Raw genomic sequence first — 22,449 nt, 5'->3', positions numbered from 1 at the left:
GGGGGTGGGGGAGATGGCGCCGAAGCGCGAGCGCGTCGTACGCATGTCGGTCGAGCAGCCGCTCTGGCGGGCGCTGACCGCGTACCGGCTGCTCACCATGGTCTACGCGGTGCTGCTGTTCGCCTCCGCGTACAAGGACTTCGTCCGCCCCTGGGTGGCGGTCGGCTACCTGGCCGTCCTCGTCGTCTGGACGCTGGCCACCCACCGGCGGGTGGGCGGTGCGGCCGGCTGTACCCGGGGGTTCCTGGCCGCCGACCTCACGGTCGCCCTCGCCGGCATCGCCCTCACCCCGCTGGCCGACACCCATGCCCGCATCGCGGGGGGCGGTCCCACGCTCCCCAGCATCTGGACGGCGGGCTCGGTCCTCGCCTTCGCCCTCAAGGGCGGCTGGCGCTGGGCGGGTGTCGCCTCGACCTTCGTGGCCGTCGCCAACATCGCCATCCACGGCGGCGACCCCACCCGGGACACCCTGCACAACGTGCTGCTGGTCTGGGTCGCCTCCATCGCCCTCGGCTACGTCGTCGAGGTCGCCCGGGCCAGTGAGGCCACCCTCGCCCGCGCCCTGGAGATCGAGGCCGCAACCCGTGAGCGGGAACGCCTCGCCCGCGACATCCACGACGGGGTCCTCCAGGTCCTCGCCATGGTCCAGCGGCGGGGCACCGAGCTGGGCGGAGAGGCCGCCGAGCTCGGCCGGATGGCCGGGGAGCAGGAGGTGGCCCTGCGCACGCTGGTCTCCAGCGGGCTGGTCCGCCCCTCCCGGGTCTCGCGCGACGAGTCGCTGGGAGCGCTGGTGGACACGTACGAGGTGGAGGAGCCGGGCGGGGACGAGGGCGAGCTGGACCTGCGCTCGCTGCTGGCCCCGTACGCCGGCTCCCGGGTGAGCTTCGCCGAGCCGGGCAGTCCGGTGCCGCTTCCCGTGCCCGCCGCGCGGGAGCTGGCGGCGGCCGTGGGCGCCGCCCTGGACAACGTGCGCAAGCACGCCGGGGAGGGGGCCAGCGCCTGGATCCTGGTCGAGGACTGGGGCGACGAGGTGATCGTGACCGTACGGGACGACGGGCCAGGCATCCCGGCCGGCCGGCTCGACCAGGCGGAGGGCGAGGGGCGGATGGGCGTGGCCCTGTCCATCCGCGGCCGGCTGCGCGATCTCGGCGGCAGCGCCGAGCTGGTGTCCGTCCCCGGGCAGGGCACCGAAGTGGAACTGAAAGTACCGAGGGGGAGGACCCAGTGAACGACAGCGGCAGTGGCAGTGGCAGCGGCAGTGGCAGCGGCAGCGGTGGCGGCGAGCTCCACGAAATCAAGGTGATGGTCGTCGACGACCATCCGATGTGGCGGGACGCGGTCGCCCGCGACCTGGCCGCCGCCGGGTTCGACGTGGTCGCGACGGCCGGGGACGGCCCCGAGGCGGTGCGCCGGGCCCGCGCGGCCGGCCCGCGGGTGCTGGTGCTGGACCTCAACCTGCCCGGCATGCCCGGGGTGCAGGTCTGCAAGGAGCTGGTCGGCGCCGATCCCTCGCTGCGCGTGCTGGTCCTGTCGGCGAGCGGGGAGCACGCGGACGTGCTGGAGGCGGTGAAGTCCGGGGCCACCGGTTACCTGATGAAGTCGGCCGGGGCCCAGGAGCTGATCGACGCGGTCCGCCGGACCGCCGTCGGCGACCCGGTGTTCACTCCGGGCCTGGCCGGGCTGGTGCTCGGCGAGTACCGGCGCCTGGCCACCGACCCGCTGCCGGCCGCCGCCGACGAGCCGAAGGCCCCGCAGCTGACCGACCGGGAGACCGAGGTGCTGCGGCTGGTGGCCAAGGGGCTGTCGTACAAGCAGATCGCCGAGCGGCTGGTGATCTCGCACCGCACGGTGCAGAACCACGTCCAGAACACCCTGGGCAAGCTCCAGCTGCACAACCGGGTGGAGCTCGTCCGGTACGCGATAGAGCGCGGGCTCGACGACGCGTAGGCATGACGCGTAGGGGCGACGCATAGAGATGACGCGCAGGGATGACGCGTAAGGGGGACGCGCAAGGCCGCACCGGTCGTACTTACTTCCCCTTACGAGTGAACGCGCGTACGCAACGCCCCGTAATTCCACCGGAATTGACCACTCCACGCCCCTCGCTGTGACCTGGGTCACCACTAGCGTGACCGTCATGGCGAAGGGAGATTCCATGAAGGTCGGAGTGCTCACGGGCGGCGGCGACTGCCCCGGGCTCAACGCGGTGATCAGGGGCGTCGTCCGCAAGGGCGTCCAGGAGTACGGATACGGGTTCGTCGGGTTCAAGGACGGCTGGCGCGGGCCGGTCGAGGGCGACACCGTCCCGCTGGACATCCCCGCCGTCCGCGGGATCCTGCCGCGCGGCGGCACCATCCTCGGTTCCTCGCGCACCAACCCGTTCAAGACGGAGAACGGCGTCCGCGCTATCAAGGACAACCTCGCCAAGGCCGAGGTCGACGCGCTCATCGCGATCGGCGGCGAGGACACCCTGGGCGTGGCCGCCCGGCTGTACGAGGAGTACGGCATCCCCTGCGTCGGCGTGCCCAAGACCATCGACAACGACCTGTCGGCCACCGACTACACCTTCGGCTTCGACACGGCCGTCGGCATCGCCACCGAGGCCATCGACCGGCTGCACACCACGGCCGAGTCCCACATGCGGGTGCTGGTCGTCGAGGTGATGGGCCGGCACGCCGGCTGGATCGCCCTGCACTCGGGGCTGGCGGGCGGGGCGAACGTCATCCTCATCCCCGAGCAGCGCTTCGACGTGGACCAGGTCTGCGCCTGGGTGGCCTCCCGCTTCAAGGCGAGCTACGCGCCGATCGTCGTCGTGGCCGAGGGGGCCATGCCGAAGGACGGCGACCTGGTGCTCAAGGACGCCGTCTCCCGGGACTCCTTCGGGCACGTCCGGCTGTCGGGCGTGGGGGAGTGGCTGGCCAAGGAGATCGAGGCGCGGACCGGCAAGGAGGCCCGTACGACGGTCCTCGGGCACATCCAGCGCGGCGGCACCCCGAGCGCCTTCGACCGCTGGCTGGCCACCCGTTTCGGGCTGCACGCGATCGACGCGGTGCGCGACGGGGACTTCGGGAAGATGGTCGCGCTGAAGGGGACGGACATCGTGCGCGTGCCGATCGCCGACGCGACGGCGAGGCTGAAGACGGTGGACCCGGCGCTGTACGAGGAGGCCGGGGTCTTCTTCGGCTGAACCCCGCTGAACCGCCGCCGAACCCCCGCTGAACCGCCACCGATCCGCCGCTGAGCCTCTGCGGGGGGTCGCACCACGGGCCGTATCGTGACGAAAGCGATGGAACGGCCCGTGGTCCGACCTTTCGGGAGTGAGCGTGGAGATCCTGGCCTTCGGAGTGACCGCCGACGAGGAGCCGCTCCTGGAGCGGGCCTTCGCGGTGGAGGGGCGCCACGAGGTCCGCTGCCTGGACGTCTTCCTCACCGAGGACACCGCGCCGATCGCCGCCGGGTACGAGGTGGTCTCCTCCAGCGTCAACGCCGAACTGGGCGGCCGCGTCCTGAACGTACTGGCGGCGGGCGGGACGAAGCTGATCGCCCAGCGGTCCACCGGCTTCAACAACATCGACCTCGACGCGGCCCGGCGGCTCGGGCTGACCGTCAGCCGGGTCTCGTACTACTCCCCCCACTCGGTCGCCGAGTTCGCCTGGACCCTGGCCCTGGCCGTGAACCGGCGCATCGTCCGGGCCTCGAACCGCACCCGCGACTTCGACTTCCGGCTGAACGGGCTGATGGGCCGCGACATGCGGGGGCGGACGGCGGGGGTGCTCGGCACCGGGAAGATCGGCGAGGCCTTCACGCGGATCGCGCACGGGTTCGGGATGCGGCTGCTGGGGTGGGACGTGGCGGCGAACCCGGCGTGCGTGGAGCTGGGCATGACGTACGTGGAGAAGGAGGAGCTGTTCGCCGCCGCGGACCTGATCAGCCTGCACGTGCCGCTGCTGGACGCCACCCGTCACCTCGTCGACGCGGGCGCGCTGGCGATGATGAAGGACGACGCGATCCTGGTGAACTCCAGCCGGGGCGGGCTGATCGACACGGAGGCGCTGGTCGGGGAGTTGCGGGCGGGGCGGTTCGCGGGGGTCGGGCTGGACGTGTACGAGGCGGAGGCGGGGGTGTTCTTCCTGGACAAGTCCCTGGAGGCGGTCCCGGACGACACGCTCGCGCGGCTGGTCACGTTCCCGAACGTCGTCGTCACGTCCCACCAGGCGTACTACACGCACGACGCGGTGGGGCAGATCATCGAGGCGACGGTCCGGAACGTGGCGGACTACCTCGCGGGGCGCCGTTCCGAGAACACGCTGGTCCCCGGCCCGGCCTGACCGGCCTAACCGGCCCTGCGGGGCCGCCCCCGTAGGGCCGCCCCCGCAGGGCTGCCCCCGCAGGGCCGGCCCCCGGCTACGCGCCCCGCCCCGCCGGGACCAAGGTGCGCAGGAGGTCGGAGAGCAGGCGCGCCCCGCGCAGGGTGAGCACCGACTCCGGGTGGAACTGGACTCCCGCGAAGCCCCGCGCCGCGCAGCGGACCGCGTGGACCTCGTCCGTGAGCGGGTCACGGGAGACCTCCACCCCGTGCGCCACCAGCTCCGCCTCCGCCTCCGCGTCACAGGCGGCGGTGTACGTGTTGTAGAAGCCGACGACCTCCGGCACGCCGAAGAGGTCGATCCGCACCTGCGCCCCCTGCGCCGGCTCCGCCTTGCGGACCAGGGGGAGGCCGATCTCCGCCGCCAGCAGCTCGTGCCCCAGGCAGACCCCCAGCAGCCCGCCCCGGTGCGAGGCGAGCAGCTCGCCCGCCAGCCCGCGCAGCATCCGCATCTTCGGGTCCGACCCGTCGGCGGGGTCGCCCGGGCCGGGGCCCAGGACGATCGGGCCGTCCCAGGCCAGCGCCTCCTCCCGCAGCCCCGGCGCGTCGTAGCGGCGTACCGTCACCGCCAGCCCCGCCGCCCGCAGCACATGCGCCAGCATCGCGGTGAAGGTGTCCTCCCCGTCCACCACCAGCGCGTGCCCCTCCACCGCGGGCATCCGCTCCTGCATCCGCAGCCAGAACGGCGCCAGGTCCGCCCGCCGCGAGGCCAGCGCCGCCTGGACCCGGGGGTCGTCCGCCAGCCGGGCGCCGCCGGAGGCGTCCGGCCGGGGCGCGGCGTCGCGCACGCCCAGGGCGGCCAGGACCCCGGCGGCCTTGGCGTGGGTCTCCGCCACCTCGCCGCGCGGGTCCGAGTGGCGGACCAGGGTGGCGCCGACCGGCACCCGCAGCGTCCCGTCCGGGGCGATGTCGGCGGTGCGGATCAGGATCGGGGAGTCCAGGGTCTGGGCACCGGACGCCTCCACGCCCAGGAGGGCGAGCGCGCCCGCGTAGTAGCCGCGGCCCCCGTGCTCGTACCGTTCGATCACGCGGCAGGCGTTCTGCACCGGCGAGCCCGTCACCGTCGCCGCGAACATCGTCTCCCGCAGCACCTCGCGGACGTCCAGCGAGGAGCGGCCGCGCAGCTCGTACTCGGTGTGCGCGAGGTGGGCCATCTCGCGCAGGCGGGGGCCGACGACGGTGCCGCCCATGTCACCGACCGTGCACATCATCTTCAGTTCCTCGTCGACCACCATCGACAGCTCCTCGGTCTCCTTGCGGTCGCCGAGGAAGGCGAGGAGGGAGTCGGCCGTGGGGCCGCCGGCGGGGTAGCGGTAGGTGCCGCTGATCGGGTTCATGACGACGGTGCCGCCCGTCATGCGGACGTGCACCTCGGGGCTGGCCCCGACCAGGGTGCGGTCCGGGGTGTGGACCACGTACGTCCAGTACGCGCCCCGCTCGCCCTCCAGCAGTCGGCGGAACAGGGCCAGGGCGTCGGCGCGGCCGAAGCCGTCGATCCGGCCCCCGTAGGTCCGCCGGATCACGAAGTTCGCGCCCTCGCCGCGGCCGATCTCGTCGCGGATCACCCGTTCGACGGTGGCCGCGTACTCCTCGTCGCCGACGTCGAAGCGGCCGTCCTCGACCCGTACGGAGTGGCCGGGCAGGGCGGCCAGGGCTTCGGCGAGCGGGATCTCGTACGCCTCCTCGGCGGCCAGCACGCTCAGCGGCGTGCCGTCGTCGCGGACGTCGAACCCGCGCTCGCGGATCTGCCGGAACGGGACCAGCGCGAGGGTGGGCAGCTCGCGAACGGGCAGGTCGGCCAGGCGTTCGGCCTCGTGGACCGGGCCGAGGAGCACCTCGACGGTGTCGTGGTCCCGGCCCGGGGTGCGCCGGCGCAGCAGCGCGAAGGGCGGGGCGGTGTCGTCCAGGAGCCGGGTGAGGGAGAAGTCGGACTGGGGCATGGGGCGGGCGTCCTTCCGGTGGGATGTCGGGAGGAGGGACGGCCGGCGCCTGCCTGAGCACGCGGAAGGCCGCCCCTCGGGGCGGCCTTCGCTTCGCTCGTGTCAGTGGGTACGCACGAGGGGTGGGCCGCCGGGAGCGGACCACCACCAGTTCTGGACGGAGAGCGCGTACATGGGAGGCACCCTAGCCCACGAGGGCCCGTGCCCGCCGCATCCCACCTTTTCCGCCACGTGAACCTTGAATTGCGTTCATCCGGGCCCGGTGGACCTTCGAACGACACCGTCTCACCAGGTGGTCGTCCGGCCGGACACGGTGAATGACGCCGTAATGTGTACGAGGTGACCGTGAACGCTGAAACCCACGCCCTCGCCGCCAAGGCGACCTGGCGAGACCTTCCCGCGGCGCAGCAGCCTTCGTACCCCGATGCCGAGGCCCTGCGCGCTGTCGTCGCGGACCTCGAGTCGTATCCTCCGCTCGTCTTCGCGGGCGAGTGCGACCAGCTGCGCGCCCGTCTGGGAGCCGTCGCCAAGGGCGAGGCGTTCCTGCTGCAGGGCGGCGACTGCGCCGAGGCCTTCGACGCCGTCTCCGCCGACCACATCCGCGCCAAGCTGAAGACCCTGCTCCAGATGAGCGCCGTCCTGACGTACGCGGCCTCCGTGCCCGTCGTGAAGGTCGGCCGCATCGCGGGCCAGTACTCCAAGCCGCGCTCGAAGGACACCGAGACCCGCGACGGCGTGACCCTGCCGACCTACCGCGGCGACTCCGTCAACGGCTTCGCCTTCACCGAAGAGGCCCGTGTCCCGGACCCGGAGCGCCTGAAGCGCATGTACCACGCGTCGGCCTCGACGCTGAACCTGGTGCGCGCCTTCACCACCGGTGGCTACGCCGACCTGCGCCAGGTGCACGCCTGGAACCAGGACTTCGTGAAGTCCTCCCCGTCCGGGCAGCGCTACGAGCAGCTCGCGCGGGAGATCGACAACGCCCTGAACTTCATGAAGGCCTGTGGCACCGACCCGGCCGAGTTCAAGGCGGTGGAGTTCTACGCCTCGCACGAGGCCCTGCTGCTGGACTACGAGGGCGCCCTCACCCGTACGGACTCCCGTACCGGCAAGCTGTACGACACCTCCGGCCACATGGTCTGGATCGGTGAGCGCACCCGGCAGCTCGACCACGCGCACATCGAGTTCTGCTCGCAGATCGCCAACCCGATCGGCATCAAGCTCGGCCCGACCACCACGGTGGACGAGGCGCTGACCTACATCGACCGCCTGGACCCGGAGCGCGAGCCGGGCCGGCTGACCTTCGTCGTCCGCATGGGCGCCGACAAGGTCCGCGACAAGCTCCCCGAGCTGGTCGAGAAGGTCACCGCGTCCGGTGCGACCGTCGCCTGGGTCACCGACCCGATGCACGGCAACACCTTCGAGGCGGCCTCCGGCCACAAGACGCGCCGTTTCGACGACGTCCTGGACGAGGTCAAGGGCTTCTTCGAGGTCCACAAGGCCCTCGGCACCCACCCGGGCGGCATCCACGTCGAGCTCACGGGTGACGACGTCACCGAGTGCGTGGGCGGCGGCGACGAGATCTTCGTCGACGACCTGCACCAGCGCTACGAGACGGCCTGCGACCCGCGCCTCAACCGCAGCCAGTCCCTGGACCTGGCGTTCCTGGTGGCGGAGATGTACCGCGACCAGTGAGTGGCACACAGTGAGGATGGGGCGCGGATCGATGTGATCCGCGCCCCATCCGCGTCTCCGGGCCTTTTAGGCAACCCTAACTTTGGGTACGGTTAGGTAAGCCTCACCGCACCGGGGATGGCTGCAAGAACCATTCCGCTCAGGGAGGTGAACCGCGTGTACGTCTGCTCTTGCTTCGGGATCACCGACAAGCAGGTCAAGGAACACGCGGCCGCCGGGGCCTGCACCCCCCGCCAGATCGCCTCGGTCACCAAGGCCGGCACCGACTGCGGCTCCTGCGTGCGGACCATCCAGGGCCTGCTGGGCCGCGGTGCGTGCCCGCGCCGGGAACTGCTGGAGAAGGGCGAGGCGACGGCCGTCCTGGCCGCCGACCCGGCACCGCGGCTGGCCGAAGCCGCCTGAGGACGGGTCCTCGTCCTCAGCTCGGCTGCTCGATGAGCTGCGCGATGTAGAGCGCCTCACCGAGGGACTCGATCAGCTCCAGCTGGGTGTCGAGGTAGTCGATGTGGTGCTCCTCGTCCTCCAGGATCTCCTCGAAGAGGCGCGCGGACGTGATGTCGCCCTTGCCGCGCATGACCTCGATCCCGCGCTTGAGGCGGTCGATCGCCTCGACCTCGACCTGCCGGTCCGCCTGGAACATCTCGGTGATCGTCTGCCCCACGCGCACGTGGAAGAGGCGCTGGTAATTGGGCAGCCCGTCGAGCATCAGGATGCGCTCGGTGAGCTTGTCCGCGTGCTTCATCTCGTCGATGGACTCTTCACGCGTGTACTTGGCGAGCTTCGTCCAGCCCTTGTTGTCCTGGATGCGGTAGTGCAGCCAGTACTGGTTGATGGCCGTGAGCTCGCCGGTCAGCTGCTCGTTCAGAAACTCGAGGACCTCGGGGTCGCCCTGCATCGCAGAGGCTCCTTCCAAGCAATGTCAGCTAGGTGACTGGGCAGTGCGCGCATCTTTGCACCGCCGTAGGGGGCCGTCCAGTAAGTGCCTCCTTAGTGGGAGTTACCGGGACTTGCCCCTTTCGGCTCGTACCTGGTCGTGACCACCCCGCCACGTCTGTCACCATGGAGGCATGGGTCAGCCGGAAAGCCGGGAATCTCCGGGAGCAGAGCAGCTGGAGCTGCCTCCGGGGCAGCGGTTGCAGAGGGGCTGGCCCGTCACCCACTACGGTCCCGTGCCCAAGTTCAAGCCGGAGCGCTGGGAGTTCCGCGTCTTCGGCGCGACGGCCGACGGCGAGAAGCACTGCTGGAACCACGAGGAGTTCACGGCGCTGCCGTTCAACTCGGTGGTGGCCGACCTGCACTGCGTCACCAAGTTCAGCATGCAGGGCGCCGAATGGGGCGGCGTGCTGGCCCGCGAGATCCTCGCCCTGGCCCCGCCGGCCCCGCAGGTCACGCACGTGATGGTGTGGGCCGAGTACGGCTTCAGCTCCAACCTGCGGCTGGCGGACTTCGCCTCGGACCGGACCGTCTTCGCCACCCACATGGGCGGCGAGCCGCTGACGGCCGAACACGGCTTCCCGCTGCGCCTGGTGGTCCCGCACCTGTACGCCTGGAAGGGCCCCAAGTGGGTCCGCGGCATCGAGTACATGACCGCCGACCGCCGCGGCTTCTGGGAGGAGCGCGGCTACCACAACATCGGCGACCCCTGGCGCGAGCAGCGCTACTCGTACCAGGAGGGGCCGGGCGACGGTCCGGAGCTCTGACCGCTCCTCAGTGGTGGTACCGGTGGACGACGGCGTGGCCCTTGCCGCGGCCGATCATCCACTTGTTGACCGGGGTGGTCACGACGAAGGCCAGCGCCAGCGAGATCGCCAGGGCGGTCCAGAACAGCGCCTCGGAGAGGTGGGCGTCCATGGCGCCCGGCCACACCGCGATGACGCCGTTGTCGATCAGCTCCATGACGGCGATCGAAAGGGTGTCGGCGGCGAGCGCCACCCGGACGGCCGAACGGAAGTCCACGCCGGCGGTCAGGATCCCGCGCAGGGTGAGGGCGTAGCCGAAGAAGAACGCGAGGACGATCGCCAGCACCATCGTCGGGAGGTTCCCCCACCCCAGGGCGGTGCCGACGATCATGCCGAGCACCTCGCCGATGGCGCAGCCGGTGAGGCAGTGCAGCGTGGCCTTGGCCGCCATCCCCCAGCCGACGGGCCCGACGCCGTGGGTGTGGGTGTGGCCTTGGTGCTGCTCGTGCTGGTCGTGCCCGTGCTGGTCGTGGTGTTCGTGGTGTTGGTGGTGCTCGTGGTGTGAGTGTGGCTGCTCCATGGCTACGACCCCTTGAAGGTCCGGCGGAACGCCGGATGACGGTCCCGCCGACTGGTGGAACCGTATACCCCCCAGGGGTATTCCTCAAGGAATTTCGGAGCGGTCAGTGCAGGTCGCGGAGCTCCTTGAGCAGGGCGACGTCCGCCGCATGGCCCTCCTTGCCGCCCGGGGTCTCGATGACCAGCGGTACGCCGTCCATCTCCGGGTGCGAGAACAGCTCGGCGAAGGCCTCCCGGCCGATGTGGCCCTGGCCGATGTTGGCGTGCCGGTCCTTGTGGGCGCCGACGCCCTCCTTGGAGTCGTTGGCGTGGATCAGCTTGAGCCGGCCCGCGCCGACCGTGTCCACCAGCAGGTCCAGCGTCTGCTTGGTGCCGCCCGGCTCGGCCAGGTCGTGGCCCGCCGCGAAGATGTGGCAGGTGTCCAGGCAGATGCCCAGCTTCTCGTGGTGGTCGAGGGCCTCGAAGTACGGGCCGAAGTCCCAGGTCCGCGAGCACAGCGAGGAACCCTGCCCGGCCGTCGACTCCAGCAGCAGGAAGGGGTCGTCCTCGTGCGTCAGCTCGTCCAGCAGCGGCAGCATGTGCTGCCTGACCTGCGCGTACGCAGCCTCGCGCGGGCGGCCCCCGGTCGCCGAACCGGTGTGCACGACCACCCCGAGCGCGCCGATCTCCCGGGCCCGGCGCAGCGAGTGCCGCAGGGACTCCACCGACTTCTCGACGGTCGCCTCGGTGTGGGAGCCGAAGTTGATCAGGTACGGGGCGTGCACGTACGCCGGGATCGACTCCTCGGCGCACCGCGCGCGGAACAGCTCGTCCTGCGCCGGGTTCCCGGTCGGGGTGGCCCAGCCGCGCGGGTTGGCGACCAAGACCTGGACGGCCTCGGCGCCCATCTCACGGGCGTAGGTCAGGCCCACCGAGGCGAGCCCGCCGGCGACGGGCACGTGCCCGCCCACGGGATTGCGTGACAACGGTGCTCAGAGCCCCTTGGTCTTGATGGTGATCGTGCTGCCCTCGGGGACGCTCTGTCCGGCGGGCACCGACTGGGTGTCCACCGTGCTGCTGAAGGAGAGGAACGGGCGCTCCACCTTCACCTTGAAGCCCAGGGCCTCCAGGGTCTTGCGGGCCACGTCCACGTCCTGACCGGCCACGTTCGGGACCGGGACGGGCCGCGGACCCTTGGAGAGGGTCAGGGTGACGGTGTCCCCGGCGGCCGCCTGGGCGCCGGCGCCGACCGACTGGTTGGCGACCGTCCCGGCCGGTGAGGGGGCGTTGACCTGGTCGGGGGCCGTCGCCACCTTCAGGCCGAGGGCCTCCAGCGCGGCGCGCGCCTGGTCGGCCGGCTGGCCGGTGACGTTCGGGACGGGGACCGGGCGGCCCTTGCTGACCTGGAGGGCGACGGCGGTGTCGGGAGCCCGCTTCTGGCCGCCGGCCGGGTCGGTGGAGATTACCGAGCCCTGGGCCACGTCCTGGCTGAAGGCCTGGGTGACGATGCCGGGCGCCAGCCCCGCCTTCGTCAGCTCCGCCTTGGCGTCCTCCAGCGGCCGCCCCTTGAGGTCGGGCACGCTGACGACCTCGGGGCCGCGGGAGACGGTGAGGGTCACCGCGCCGTTGCCCTTGATCCGCTTGCCGCCGGCGGGGTCGGAGTTCATGACCGTCCCGCGCTCGAAGGCCTCGCTGAACTTCCGGTCCACCTTCTTGATGCCGAGCCCGGCGGCGGAGAGTTCCGCCCTGGCCTGCTCCTCCGTCTTGCCGAGGAGGTTGGGGACCTTGGTGAACTGCCCGGAGTTGATGTACCAGACGCCGGCGCCGATGCCCAGCGCGAGCAGGATCCCGGCGACGACGAGGAACATGCCGCGGCGCGGTCTGCGGGGGGCCGGGGGCGTCTGGGGAGCCGGTACGTACGGCCGTTCCAGGCGGGAGGTGTGGTGCAGGACGGGCTCTTGTGCACCGGGCCCCGCCAGCGGGCGGGGGATCACGCCGGTGCGGTCCTCGGCGGAGGACCGTTCGGCGGCCCGCGCCTGCGGCGGAACGGCGTCCAGCGCGGCCTCGCCGAGACGCGCCCGCGCCTCGCGGGTCATGCCCAGCAGGGCGGCGGCGTCGGCGGGGCGCAGGCCGGGGGTGCGGGCGGTGGCGCCGGCGACGAGCTCGTCGAGGGCGGCGGGCAGCCCCGGGACGGCGGCCGACGGGGGCGGGACGTCCTCGTTGAGGTGCTGGAACAGCACCTGGGCGGGGGTGCCGCCGGTGTGCGGCTTGGAGCCGGTGAGCATCTCGTACAGCACCACGCCGCAGGCGTAGACGTCCACGCGGGCGTCGTAGACCCCGTCCTCGATCTGCTCGGGGGCGAGGTAGGAGACGGTGCCGAGGACGGACCCGGTGGTCTGGGTGGCGGCGTCCACGGAGCGGACCAGGCCGAAGTCCGCGACCTTGACCCGGCCGTCGTCGCCGATCAGGACGTTCTCGGGCTTGATGTCCCGGTGGACGAAACCGGCGCGGTGGGCGGTGCCGAGGGCGGCGAGGACCGGTTCGAGGATGTCGAGCGCGGCCCGCGGCTGGAGCGCGCCGCGCTCGCGCAGGACGTCGCGCAGGGTGCAGCCGGAGACGTACTCCATGGCGAGGTACGTGTAGGGGCCGTCGGTCCCCTGGTCGAAGACCGCGACCACGTTGGGGTGCGCGAGGCGCGCCACGGACTTCGCCTCGCGGATGAAACGGTCGACGAAGGCCGCGTCGGAGGCCAGGTCCGGGTGCATGATCTTGAGCGCGAGCACGCGGTCGAGACGGGTGTCGAGCGCCCGGTAGACCGTCGCCATGCCGCCTGCGGCGATACGGGCGTCGACGCGGTAGCGGCCGTCGAGCATGCGCCCGACGAGGGGGTCATCCAGGGTCGTATCCACCCGGCGATTCTACGAGGGGTCCCACCACCCCCGGCCGGGGTGTCCACGCCTTGCAGCGCAGCCGTGACATGAGACTCACGGCGGGGGGCGCCATCGCCCCCGCGAGGGGTGGGGGGCGTGGGCTCGCGGCGGGGGCCCGCCATCGCCCCCTCGACGGGCCGGGGGCGGGCCGGTGGCTGCCCACCCGCCTCCCCGGCTGCGGGTGGGTGGGTTGGGGGGGGGTACACCGCCGGGCGGCGACCGGGCGGCTGCGCGGGACCCACGGATCGGGGTCTGACCCTGGCGGTCTCAGAGCCGGTCTGGGGGTTTCCCGTCAGTCCCACTGTCCTTCCGGTTCGGGCCGCCCTGTCAAGGGCGCTCCTTCGTCGCGTCGCTTCGCGATCGCCTTCGGCGACCCTTGACAGCACGACCCGCCCCGGAAAGACAAGGACTGCCGGGAAGCCCCCAGAAGAACGGCACGGTCCAGAGTCAGACAATCGGCTCCCTCAGCGACCAGCCGGGGTGGTCGGGGGTCGGCAGACCGGGCATCCGGGCCCTCCGGCTGTGATCGGCGCCCCCGCCCGCGCCAGATCGCTACGCGCTCCTCCCGTCCCAGCGTCCGCCGCCCGCCTGGGGGCCGCTGCCTGCAGGAAAGGACGACGGGATCGTCCTCCGGGGCCGGTGGGCGCGACAGATCGCTACGCGCTCCTGTGTCCTCGGCGGCCGTCGGCCGTCCGGGGTTGATCAGATCGTCAGGGGATCAGGATTGCTCGCCCATGGCTTGGCGGAGCCAGTCCAGGGTGCCCTGGGCGAGGAGTTCATCGGCGAGGCGCTGGGCGGTTTCGGTGGTCAGTCGGCCGCGGCTGTTGTCGATCCAGCGTTGTGCGCTCGCGTAGCCCTGGGCCTTGTATTCGATGCCTTGGAGCATGCACTCCAACTTGTCGGCGTCCCGGGCGCAGATCGATTCAGGTGTCTCCTTGGCCTCGTACTCCGCGACGAGGTCTTGGATGGTCGAGGCGAGGAGGTCGGGCATGCCAGCCGTCTGGTCGGCTGTGATCGCGGCGGGGTCGGCGGACGCGGAGTACTTCTTGCCCAGGTGGTTCACATCGCCGCTGCGCGTTTCCTGCGTGTCGTGCCAGACGGCCAGAAAGGCCGCACGTGCCGGGTCGGCTCCTTCCAGTTTGGCGATCACGGAGGCGATCAGAGATGTGCGCCAGGAGTGCTCGGCCACGCTCTCGGGGTTGTTGACGCCGGCCATCCACCAGCCCGTGCGGCGTGCGTTCTTGAGGGTGCCGGCCTCGTAGAGGAAGTGGGCCACCGCGGACAGGTCATCAGCCACGTCTGTCTCCTTCTCATGCCTCAGCGAGGCGGATCGCGTACCGAATGCCTTCGAGCTCGCGACGCGCTCTGGTCGAGGGCTCGGTGCCGTCCAACAGCACCTCCCTGCCCTCGAATTCTTCGCCACGTACCCGTACCGACGGTCACTTCGACCGGCACGGTGACGTGCCTACGCTCGGATGTGCAGTGACAAGCAGGGCACTCAGCGTAGCGATAGGGAGGCCGTCTTGAACGCGGCAGGGGAAGGCGCAACCGACGGAGAGATTCCACTCTCCTGGCCGGAGCCGACGGGTGGTTCCGCTCCCAGCCCGGCGCTTCTCGCCTGGGCACGCGCAGGCTGGGAGCGCTTCGTCGATTCCATGGAGGAGGACCTCGATGAGTGAGTGTTACGAGTACATCCCGCACCGGCTCCGGTCGCGAGTTCACCACGGCCGTCGCCAACGTCCACCCCGCCTATGACCAGCCCGAGAAAGCCGCCGGCCGCCGAGAACACGGGAGCGCGTAGCGATCTGGGGCGCCCACCGGCCCCGGGGGACGATTCCGTCGTCCTGTCCTGCAGGTATCAGCCCCAGACGGGGGCGGACGCTGGGACGGGAGGAGCGCGTAGCGATCTGGGGCGCCCACCGGCCCCGGTGAGGATGGATGGCGGCCCGGATGCCCGGTCTGCCCGCCCCCGACGACCCCGAAGGGTCGCTGAGGGAGCCGGATGTCTCAGGTACGTCCGTCCCGTTCCTTTGGGGGTTTCCCGGCAGTCTTCGTTTTTCCGTGGCGGGACGGTCTGTCAGGAGTGGAGCGCAGCGACATCGCGTAGCGACGCGACGAAGGAGCGCTCTTGACTGACCGGCCCGACGCGGAAGGACGATGAGACTGACGGGAAAGCCCCAGCACATCTCTGAGACCGCTGGCCGAGGTCCCGACCCTCCCCGGTACCGGTCCGCTGTCCCGTCCCCGCCCGGCGGGAGGCTGGTACCCCACCCGCCCGCACCCGGGGAGGCGGGTGGGCGGATGCCGGCCCGCCCCGGCCCCTCGAGGGGGAGATGGCGGGCCCCCGCCGCGAGCCCCGTACCCGCCCGCCCCCCTCAGAACGCCGGGCGTTCCGGGTCCAGGGTGGCGCGGCCCTCCGGCGGGGACGAGGCTTCCGCGAAGCGGCGTTGGGGGATGCGGCCCGCGCGGTGGGCCAGGCGGCCCGCCGTGACGGCGTCGCGCATGGCCGCCGCCATGAGCACCGGGTCCTGGGCGCGGGTCACCGCCGAGGCCAGCATGACGCCCGCGCAGCCCAGCTCCATCGCCAGGGCGGCGTCCGAGGCCGTGCCCGCTCCGGCGTCCAGGATCACCGGGACCCCGGCCCGCTCCACGATCAGCTCGAAGTTGTGCGGGTTGCGGATGCCCATGCCGGAGCCGATGGGGGAGCCCAGGGGCATGATCGCCGCGCAGCCCACGTCCTCCAGCTTGCGGGCCAGCACCGGGTCGTCGTTGGTGTAGGGGAGGACCGTGAAGCCCTCGTCGACCAGGACCTCCGCCGCGTCGAGCAGTTCGGCCCCGTCCGGCAGGAGGGTCCGCTCGTCCGCGACCACCTCCAGCTTGATCCAGTCCGTGCCCAGCGCCTCCCGGGCCAGCCGGGCCGTCAGTACGGCCTCGCCGGCGGTGAAGCAGCCCGCGGTGTTCGGGAGGACCGCGATGCCGAGCCCGGAGAGCACGGACAGGACCGAGCCGTGGACCGTCGGGTCCAGGCGGCGCATCGCCACCGTGGTCAGCTCGGTGCCGGAGGCGATCAGGGCGTTTTCGAGGATCTCCAGGCTCGGGGCCCCGCCCGTGCCCATGATCAGGCGGGAGGAGAAGGTCCGGCCCCCCAGGGTGAACAGGTCGTCGGCCATCGCGCTCAGCCTCCCTGGACGGCGGTGAGGACCTCGACCCGGTCGCCGTCGCCGACGGAGGTCAGGGACCACTGGCCGCGGGGGACGACGGTCTCGTTGAGGGCGGCGGCGACGCCCGACGGCGCCGTGGTCAGGGTGGCGACCACCGCGTCGAGGGTGGTGCCGGCCGCGACCTCGCGCGGCTCGCCGTTGACGGAGATGGTCATGCGAAGGACTCCTGACGCGTGGAGGAGAAGCGGCGGGGGGTGAAGGGGCGGGCGATCTCCGGCACGGCGCCGGTGGTCAGCAGCTCCGCCATCACGTCACCGGTGAGCGGGGTCAGCAGCACCCCGTTGCGGTAGTGGCCGGTGGCCAGGTGCAGGCCGGGCAGGTCGGTCGGGCCGAGCAGCGGCGCGTTGTCGGGGGAGCACGGGCGCAGCCCGGCCCGGGTCTCGACCAGCGGCAGCTCGGTGATGCCGGGGACCAGCTCGTGGGCGTCGCGCAGCAGCTCGTAGACCCCGCCGGCGGTGACGGTGGTGTCCCAGCCGAGCTCCTCGCTGGTGGCGCCGACGACGAGCTCGCCGTTCTCGCGCGGTACGAGGTAGACGTGGCTGCCGCGCACCACGGCCCGTACGGTCCGGGACAGGAACGGGGCGTAGGCGGGCGGGACGGCGAGGCGCAGCACCTGGCCCTTGACGGGCCGGACGGGCGGGGCCACTCCGGCCGGTACGCCTTCCAGCCGGCCGCTGAGCGAGCCCGCGGCCAGGACGACCTGGTCGGCGCGCAGCTCCGTACCGTCGTCGAGCAGGGCGCCGCGGGCCTGGTCGGCGGTGACGAGGAGCTGGCGCGCGGCCGCCCGGTGGATGCTCACCCCGGCCCGTTCGCAGGCGGCCAGCAGGGCGGCCGCGAGCCGGCGCGGGTCCACCTGGTGGTCCCCGTCGACGCGCAGTCCGCCGCGTACCCCGGGGGCCAGCATCGGCTCCAGGCGGCGGCACTCGCGGCCGGTGAGCCATTCGGACTCCAGGCCGCAGCGGCGCTGGAGGGCGTGCAGTTCCCGCAGGTGGAGGCGGTCGTCGGCGTCGAGGGCGACGGCCAGGGTGCCGCAGGCGCGGTAGCCGAGGTCCATGCCGCCGCTGGCCTCGGTGAGCTCGGCGGCGAACTCCGGGTAGCGGGCGGCGGAGGCGACGTTGAGCCCCAGCAGGGTCTCCTCGCCGTAGTGCAGCTCGGTGACGGCGGCGAGCATGCCGGCCGCGACCCGGGCGGCGCCGCCGCCGGGGTCGGGGTCGGTGAGCGCGGTGCGCAGCCCGCGCCGGGCCGCCCGCCAGGCGGTGACCAGGCCGATGATCCCGCCACCGATGACGAGGACGTCAGCGCCCCGGTGGTCGGACCGGTGGTCGGATCCCTTGTCGGATGCGTGCATGGGCGTCCAGCCCCTCCCTTCGCCGGCATGACCCGGATCAGGTTCGTACGGTCGGAGGCCGGCCAGCCTCCCTCTCAGCCCGGTGCGCCCGGACTCCCGCGATAGGTACGGTGGCCAGCGTAACCCCGGGGCCGGTGCCGGGTAAGGCTGCCTCCCCGCGGCCGTCCCGACCCGGCTTTCCTGACGGGGCGTCAGGTGGCTAGGCTGGCCGTGTGAGTGAGCAGACGGAACAGACGAACCCCGGTGTCGTGATCGTCGGCGCCGGAATGGCCGGGGTGCAGACCGCGGTGGCCCTGCGGGAACAGGGCTGGACGGGTCCCGTGACCCTGCTGGGCGCCGAACCCCACCAGCCCTACGACCGGCCCCCGCTGTCCAAGGCGGTGCTGCTCGGCAAGGCCGAGGACTCGGCCTTCGACGTGGACTTCGAGGGCCTCGGCATCACCCTGCGCCTGGGGACCGAGGTCACCGGCCTGCGCGCCGCCGACCACGAGCTGGACACCGAGGCCGGCCCGGTCCCGTACGAGGTCCTCGTGCTGGCCACCGGAGCCACCCCCCTGACCCTGCCCGGCACCGACGGCGTCCCCGGCGTCCACCTGCTGCGCACCCTCGACGACGCCGCCCGGCTGCGCCCCGTGCTGACCGCGGCCCCCGACACCGTCGTCGTCGGGGCCGGCTGGATCGGCGCCGAGTTCGCCACCGCCGCCCGCGAGGCCGGCTGCGCCGTCACCGTCGTCGAGGCCGCCGACCGGGTCCTGGCCGGGGCCCTGCCCGCCGAGGTCGCCGCCCCCATGGCCCGCTGGTACGAAGGCGCCGGCGCGACCCTGCTCACCGGCGCCCGGGTGGCCGGGATCGAGGAGGGCCGGGTGCTCCTCGCCGACGGCCGCGAGCTGCCCGCCGGGGCCGTCGTCGTCGGCGTCGGCGCCCGCCCGGCCACCGACTGGCTCGACGGCAGCGGCGTCGAGCGGGGCCCCGACGGCTCCGTCACCGCCGACGCCCACCTGCGCACCTCCCTGCCCGGGGTGTACGCCGTCGGCGACTGCTCCTCCTTCCCCTCGGCCCGCTACGGGACCCGGCTGCTGGTCCACCACTGGGACAACGCCCTCCAGGGCCCCCGCGCGGTCGCCGCGAACATCGTGGCGGGGGAGCCCGTCCGGGCCTACGACCCCGTGCCGTACTTCTGGTCCGAGCAGTTCGGCCGCTTCGTCCAGTACGCGGGCCACCACGGCGGCGCCGACACCCTGCTGTGGCGCGGCGACCCGGACGGCGACGGCTGGTCCGTGTGCTGGCTGCGCGAGGGCGCCCTCGTCGCCGTGCTGGCCGTGGGCCGCCCCCGGGACCTGGCCCAGGGGCGCAAGCTGATCGAGGCGGGCACCCCCGTGGACCCGGCCAAGGTCGCCGACCCGGCCGTCCCGCTGAAGTCGGCCGCCGCCTGACACACCCCCCACGGCGGGGGCCGTGACCGGCCACGGCCCCCGCTCCGGGCGGATCCGCGTCCAGGGGAACGGACCCGGACGGACCCGGACGGACGGGGCCGGGTACCGACGGCTCCGCCGAGGTGGCAGGCTTGGGTCCGTGACCGAGATTGACGCAAAGATCGATGCCCTCGTCCCCTCCTGGCTGTACCTCCCCGACATCGCGGAGATGCTCGACATCGAGGTGACCCGGGTCCGCCAGATGGTCAAGGAAGGGCAGCTGATCGCCGTACGCCGGGGCGAGAACCGCGCCCTGCAGGTTCCGGCCCAGTTCATCGACGGCGACAAGGTCGTCAAGGGGCTCGTCGGCCTGCTGACCGTACTGCGCGACGACCGCTTCTCCGACGAGGAGATGCTGGAATGGCTCTTCACCGAGGACCCCTCCCTGCCCGGGACCCCCGTGCAGGCGCTGCGCGAGAACCGCGGCACGGAGGTGAAGCGCCGCGCCCAGGCGCTCGCCCTCTGAGCCGCTGATCCACGGATGGGGGCGGGCCGGGTAACCTCGGCCCGCCCGCATTCCACCATCCCAGGGGGTACTCCCATGCAGCAGCTGTCCGACGCCCGGCTCTACCTGTGCACGGACGCCCGCAAGCGGCAGGGTGACCTCCCCGAGTTCCTCGACGCCGTGCTGGCCGGCGGCGTCGACATCGTCCAGCTCCGTGACAAGGGCATGGAGGCGGGCGAGGAGCTCGAACACCTCCGGGTGTTCGCCGAGGCCGCGCGCCGCCACGGCAAGCTCCTCGCCGTCAACGACCGCGCCGACGTCGCGCACGCCATCGGCTCCGACGTGCTGCACCTCGGCCAGGGCGACATCCCCGTCCCCGCCGCCCGCGCCATCCTCGGCCCGGACCTCCTGATCGGGCGCTCCTGCCACGCCGAGTCCGAGGTGGACGCCGCCGTCGCCGAGCCCGGCGTGGACTACTTCTGCACCGGCCCCTGCTGGCCCACCCCCACCAAGCCCGGCCGCCACGCCCCCGGCCTGGGCCTGGTCCGGTACGCGGCCTCCCTGGAGCAGGACCGCCCCTGGTTCGCCATCGGCGGCATCGACGCGGGCAACCTGGAGGAGGTCCTCGACGCCGGGGCCACCCGCGTGGTGGTCGTCCGCGCGATCACCGAGGCCCCGGACCCCGGCGCGGCCGCCGCCGACCTGGCCAAGCGCGTCCGCGCCCGCCTCGCGTAACGGGTCCCGGGGCCGGCCGGCCCGCCCGGCGCTCGCGAACCGTTCGAGCCCGGCTGGAGCCGGCTCCCAGGTGTCCAAAAATCTGTCCAAGGGATGGACAACGCTTCGGCGTCCGCCGGGGCGCGTCTAACCTGCCCGTATGGCCCTTGGTACCGCTTCCACCTGGTCGGACCGTGCACACACGGTCCGCGACCTCCTCGCGTCCGGAGCCTCGTATTCCTTCGAGTTCTGGGCTCCCAAGACCGAGAAGGGCGAGCGCAACCTCTGGAACGCGCTCCGCCGGATCGAGGCGGTCTCCCCGAGTTTCGTCTCCGTCACCTACGGTGCCGGTGGCTCCACCCGGGGCGGCACCGTCCGCGCCACCGAGCAGATCGCCGCCGACACCACGCTGACCCCCGTCGCGCACCTCACCGCCGTGGACCACTCCATCGCCGAGCTGCGCCACGTGATCGGCCAGTTCGCCGACGCCGGCATCCGCAACATGCTCGCGCTGCGCGGGGACCCGCCGGGCGACCCCATGGGCCCCTGGGTCAAGCACCCCGAGGGCGTGGACTACGCGGCCGACCTCGTGCGCCTGCTGAAGGAGTCCGGCGACTTCTGCGTCGGCGTCGCGGCCTTCCCCGAGATGCATCCCCGGTCGGAGGACTGGGATTCGGACATCCGGCACTTCGTGGACAAGTGTCGTGCCGGGGCGGACTACGCCATCACCCAGATGTTCTTCGATCCCGAGAATTATCTGCGGCTGCGCGACAGCGTCCAGAAGGCGGGCTGTGAGACCCCGATCATCCCCGAGGTCATGCCTGTTGTGGGTATCAAGCAGCTCGACCGACTGCCCCAGCTGAGCAACGCGGTCTTCCCTGACGCCGTGAAAGACCGCATGCTCGCCGTCAAGGACGATCCGGCCGCTGTACGCTCCATTGGCATCGAGTTCGCCACGGAGTTCTGCGCGCGGCTGCTGTCCGAAGGTGTTCCGGGACTGCACTTCATCACGCTGAACAATTCCACGGCGACTCTCGAAATCTACGAGAACCTGGGCCTGCACCAGCGGGCCTGACCGGCCGTCTCCCGTCTCCCGCGCGGTACGGCCGTACCGAGAGGGGCCTTGCATGGGAATGACGGTCCTCTACATCGCGTTCGGTTTCGTCGCGTTGTGGCTGCTTGCCGAGGTCCTGATGCAGTACAAGGCCCGGCTGCGCTGGCGCCTGCTCGCCTTCGCCGGGTTCCTCGGCGTCGTGGCCGGGGTCGTGCTGCCGTCGGTGCTGGTCATCGCCGTGGGCGCGGCCGCCTTCGCCGTCGGCCAGACCCTGGTGACGCTCTCCTTCCGCAAGGGCTTCGTCGCCGGCTGGGCCCTGCGCAAGGGCAAGGGGGCCGAGCCCGTGCGCAAGGAGGGACAGAGCAGACGCCGCCGCTCCGGGGGCGGCGCGCCGCGTCCGGAGCCCGCGCTGGAGGTGACCGGGCTGGAGTACGGCTCCCAGGGCCCGGCCGGCCCGCGCGACGCCGACGCCGACCACGACGACCGCGACGTCTTCACCCCGCAGCCGGTACCCGAGGAGACCGGCTCCTACGGGATACAGAGCTTCGCCCCCCAGCAGCCCGACGCCACCGCCGCCTTCGCCTCCCCGTTCGCCGCGGCCGGGCAGGACGGCGGACAGCACGCCGCCTACTACGACCCGGGCCAGGGCGCCCAGGGCGGCTACGACTACGGCACCGGCTACCCGGCGGACGGCCAGCAGGTCTACGCCGCCTACTCGGACCCGTACATCGGCACCGGCGGAGCGGTCTCCCCGGGCCAGCCGTACGACTACCCCCAGTACGACCCCGCGCAGCAGCAGTACTCCATGGACACCCCGCCCGGCGGGGTCTGGGTCCCGCAGCAGCGCGCCACCGAGGCGGCCCCACAGCCCTACCCGGGGCAGGACCCGCAGCAGCAGCAGCCGCCGCAGGGGTACCCGTACCAGGGCAACGGCGAGTACGGGCAGTACCGCCACTGAGGTGAACGAGGGGAGGGCCCGGCTCGTACGAGCCGGGCCCTCCCCTTTGCCGTGCCCTCGGGCGCCCGG

At 72.5% G+C, this 22,449-nt stretch carries 21 protein-coding genes and 1 riboswitch; of the genes, 12 read left to right on the top strand and 9 right to left on the bottom strand.

Features of this window, described 5'->3' with window-relative positions; all coding sequences use genetic code 11:
* Positions 1–13 precede the first annotated feature (13 nt).
* The 4 genes from macS (at position 14) to ABT403_RS25605 (ending at position 4,328) form a co-directional block, all read left to right on the top strand.
* Positions 14–1,228, top strand: coding sequence for a MacS family sensor histidine kinase (macS, locus tag ABT403_RS25620; RefSeq protein WP_344153874.1), 1,215 nt, complete (start codon positions 14–16; stop codon positions 1,226–1,228).
* 74 nt (positions 1,229–1,302) lie between these two features.
* The gene (locus tag ABT403_RS25615; RefSeq protein WP_344154828.1) at positions 1,303–1,947 is read left to right on the top strand and encodes a response regulator; all 645 of its coding nucleotides are present in this window, start codon (positions 1,303–1,305) and stop codon (positions 1,945–1,947) included.
* 208 nt (positions 1,948–2,155) lie between these two features.
* On the top strand, positions 2,156–3,187 hold the full coding sequence (locus ABT403_RS25610; protein WP_344154831.1) for a 6-phosphofructokinase: 1,032 nt from the start codon (positions 2,156–2,158) through the stop codon (positions 3,185–3,187).
* 136 nt (positions 3,188–3,323) lie between these two features.
* Positions 3,324–4,328 carry a 2-hydroxyacid dehydrogenase gene (locus ABT403_RS25605; protein ID WP_344154834.1) on the top strand — a complete coding sequence of 335 codons (1,005 nt, stop codon included), beginning with the start codon at positions 3,324–3,326 and terminating at the stop codon, positions 4,326–4,328.
* A gap of 76 nt (positions 4,329–4,404) precedes the next feature.
* Here ABT403_RS25605 and ABT403_RS25600 read toward each other — a convergent pair whose 3' ends face one another.
* Complete coding sequence (locus tag ABT403_RS25600) at positions 4,405–6,306, bottom strand: anthranilate synthase family protein (protein WP_344153877.1); 1,902 nt, start codon at positions 6,304–6,306, stop codon at positions 4,405–4,407.
* A gap of 330 nt (positions 6,307–6,636) precedes the next feature.
* Between ABT403_RS25600 and ABT403_RS25595 the strand changes: the two genes are divergently transcribed.
* The gene (locus tag ABT403_RS25595) at positions 6,637–8,001 is read left to right on the top strand and encodes a class II 3-deoxy-7-phosphoheptulonate synthase (protein ID WP_389617500.1); all 1,365 of its coding nucleotides are present in this window, start codon (positions 6,637–6,639) and stop codon (positions 7,999–8,001) included.
* A 147-nt stretch (positions 8,002–8,148) separates the two neighbouring features.
* Positions 8,149–8,403: a (2Fe-2S)-binding protein gene (locus ABT403_RS25590; RefSeq protein ID WP_344153883.1), complete on the top strand. Its 255-nt coding sequence runs from the start codon at positions 8,149–8,151 to the stop codon at positions 8,401–8,403.
* A 16-nt stretch (positions 8,404–8,419) separates the two neighbouring features.
* Here the strand turns inward: ABT403_RS25590 and bfr are convergent, their stop codons facing one another.
* The gene (gene bfr / locus ABT403_RS25585; RefSeq protein WP_037926968.1) at positions 8,420–8,896 is read right to left on the bottom strand and encodes a bacterioferritin; all 477 of its coding nucleotides are present in this window, start codon (positions 8,894–8,896) and stop codon (positions 8,420–8,422) included.
* Positions 8,897–9,068: 172 nt separating this feature from the next.
* On the opposite strand from bfr, the gene ABT403_RS25580 reads away from it, so the two are divergent.
* Positions 9,069–9,701 carry a sulfite oxidase-like oxidoreductase gene (locus ABT403_RS25580; protein ID WP_344153895.1) on the top strand — a complete coding sequence of 211 codons (633 nt, stop codon included), beginning with the start codon at positions 9,069–9,071 and terminating at the stop codon, positions 9,699–9,701.
* A gap of 7 nt (positions 9,702–9,708) precedes the next feature.
* Here ABT403_RS25580 and ABT403_RS25575 read toward each other — a convergent pair whose 3' ends face one another.
* The 7 genes from ABT403_RS25575 to thiO all read right to left on the bottom strand — a co-directional run bounded on the left by ABT403_RS25575 (position 9,709) and on the right by thiO (position 17,737).
* Positions 9,709–10,260: a DUF4396 domain-containing protein gene (locus tag ABT403_RS25575; RefSeq protein WP_344153898.1), complete on the bottom strand. Its 552-nt coding sequence runs from the start codon at positions 10,258–10,260 to the stop codon at positions 9,709–9,711.
* A 103-nt stretch (positions 10,261–10,363) separates the two neighbouring features.
* Positions 10,364–11,224, bottom strand: coding sequence for a deoxyribonuclease IV (locus ABT403_RS25570; protein ID WP_344153901.1), 861 nt, complete (start codon positions 11,222–11,224; stop codon positions 10,364–10,366).
* Between the two features lie 6 nt (positions 11,225–11,230).
* Complete coding sequence (gene pknB, locus ABT403_RS25565; RefSeq protein WP_344153904.1) at positions 11,231–13,147, bottom strand: Stk1 family PASTA domain-containing Ser/Thr kinase; 1,917 nt, start codon at positions 13,145–13,147, stop codon at positions 11,231–11,233.
* Positions 13,148–13,886: 739 nt separating this feature from the next.
* Positions 13,887–14,465 carry an HD domain-containing protein gene (locus tag ABT403_RS25560; RefSeq protein ID WP_344153907.1) on the bottom strand — a complete coding sequence of 193 codons (579 nt, stop codon included), beginning with the start codon at positions 14,463–14,465 and terminating at the stop codon, positions 13,887–13,889.
* A 1,078-nt stretch (positions 14,466–15,543) separates the two neighbouring features.
* The gene (locus tag ABT403_RS25555; protein WP_344153910.1) at positions 15,544–16,338 is read right to left on the bottom strand and encodes a thiazole synthase; all 795 of its coding nucleotides are present in this window, start codon (positions 16,336–16,338) and stop codon (positions 15,544–15,546) included.
* 5 nt (positions 16,339–16,343) lie between these two features.
* Positions 16,344–16,544, bottom strand: a complete 201-nt coding sequence (gene thiS / locus ABT403_RS25550) for a sulfur carrier protein ThiS (protein WP_344153913.1) — start codon at positions 16,542–16,544, stop codon at positions 16,344–16,346.
* Positions 16,541–17,737: a glycine oxidase ThiO gene (gene thiO / locus ABT403_RS25545; RefSeq protein ID WP_344153916.1), complete on the bottom strand. Its 1,197-nt coding sequence runs from the start codon at positions 17,735–17,737 to the stop codon at positions 16,541–16,543. The genes thiS and thiO overlap by 4 nt, the downstream gene beginning before the upstream one ends.
* Positions 17,735–17,847: riboswitch (TPP riboswitch) on the bottom strand. It overlaps the preceding gene by 3 nt.
* 102 nt (positions 17,848–17,949) lie before the next feature.
* Between thiO and ABT403_RS25540 the strand changes: the two genes are divergently transcribed.
* The 5 genes from ABT403_RS25540 (at position 17,950) to ABT403_RS25520 (ending at position 22,380) form a co-directional block, all read left to right on the top strand.
* The gene (locus ABT403_RS25540) at positions 17,950–19,170 is read left to right on the top strand and encodes an NAD(P)/FAD-dependent oxidoreductase (RefSeq protein ID WP_425580129.1); all 1,221 of its coding nucleotides are present in this window, start codon (positions 17,950–17,952) and stop codon (positions 19,168–19,170) included.
* A gap of 139 nt (positions 19,171–19,309) precedes the next feature.
* Complete coding sequence (locus ABT403_RS25535; protein ID WP_042803199.1) at positions 19,310–19,675, top strand: Rv2175c family DNA-binding protein; 366 nt, start codon at positions 19,310–19,312, stop codon at positions 19,673–19,675.
* A 75-nt stretch (positions 19,676–19,750) separates the two neighbouring features.
* A complete protein-coding gene (gene thiE, locus ABT403_RS25530; RefSeq protein WP_344153922.1) occupies positions 19,751–20,389 on the top strand; it encodes a thiamine phosphate synthase in 639 nt (212 codons plus the stop codon).
* A gap of 139 nt (positions 20,390–20,528) precedes the next feature.
* On the top strand, positions 20,529–21,443 hold the full coding sequence (metF, locus tag ABT403_RS25525) for a methylenetetrahydrofolate reductase [NAD(P)H] (RefSeq protein WP_344153925.1): 915 nt from the start codon (positions 20,529–20,531) through the stop codon (positions 21,441–21,443).
* A gap of 52 nt (positions 21,444–21,495) precedes the next feature.
* The gene (locus ABT403_RS25520; protein ID WP_344153928.1) at positions 21,496–22,380 is read left to right on the top strand and encodes a hypothetical protein; all 885 of its coding nucleotides are present in this window, start codon (positions 21,496–21,498) and stop codon (positions 22,378–22,380) included.
* Positions 22,381–22,449 lie beyond the last annotated feature (69 nt).

Source organism: Streptomyces sp. NPDC000075 (assembly GCF_040301925.1).
Taxonomy (GTDB): Bacteria; Actinomycetota; Actinomycetes; order Streptomycetales; family Streptomycetaceae; genus Streptomyces; species Streptomyces polychromogenes.
This window is presented reverse-complemented; position numbering and strand designations above follow the sequence as displayed.

Excerpts from the sequence above, each read along its gene's own strand:
- bfr (WP_037926968.1), bottom strand. The coding sequence starts at position 8,896 with ATGCAGGGCGACCCCGAGGTCCTCGAGTTTCTGAACGAGCAGCTGACC.
- ABT403_RS25600 (WP_344153877.1), bottom strand. The coding sequence starts at position 6,306 with ATGCCCCAGTCCGACTTCTCCCTCACCCGGCTCCTGGACGACACCGCC.
- ABT403_RS25610 (WP_344154831.1), top strand. The coding sequence starts at position 2,156 with ATGAAGGTCGGAGTGCTCACGGGCGGCGGCGACTGCCCCGGGCTCAAC.
- ABT403_RS25575 (WP_344153898.1), bottom strand. The coding sequence starts at position 10,260 with ATGGAGCAGCCACACTCACACCACGAGCACCACCAACACCACGAACAC.
- ABT403_RS25555 (WP_344153910.1), bottom strand. The coding sequence starts at position 16,338 with ATGGCCGACGACCTGTTCACCCTGGGGGGCCGGACCTTCTCCTCCCGC.
- thiE (WP_344153922.1), top strand. The coding sequence starts at position 19,751 with ATGCAGCAGCTGTCCGACGCCCGGCTCTACCTGTGCACGGACGCCCGC.
- ABT403_RS25580 (WP_344153895.1), top strand. The coding sequence starts at position 9,069 with ATGGGTCAGCCGGAAAGCCGGGAATCTCCGGGAGCAGAGCAGCTGGAG.
- ABT403_RS25520 (WP_344153928.1), top strand. The coding sequence starts at position 21,496 with ATGGGAATGACGGTCCTCTACATCGCGTTCGGTTTCGTCGCGTTGTGG.
- metF (WP_344153925.1), top strand. The coding sequence starts at position 20,529 with ATGGCCCTTGGTACCGCTTCCACCTGGTCGGACCGTGCACACACGGTC.
- macS (WP_344153874.1), top strand. The coding sequence starts at position 14 with ATGGCGCCGAAGCGCGAGCGCGTCGTACGCATGTCGGTCGAGCAGCCG.
- thiO (WP_344153916.1), bottom strand. The coding sequence starts at position 17,737 with ATGCACGCATCCGACAAGGGATCCGACCACCGGTCCGACCACCGGGGC.
- thiS (WP_344153913.1), bottom strand. The coding sequence starts at position 16,544 with ATGACCATCTCCGTCAACGGCGAGCCGCGCGAGGTCGCGGCCGGCACC.
- ABT403_RS25615 (WP_344154828.1), top strand. The coding sequence starts at position 1,303 with ATGGTCGTCGACGACCATCCGATGTGGCGGGACGCGGTCGCCCGCGAC.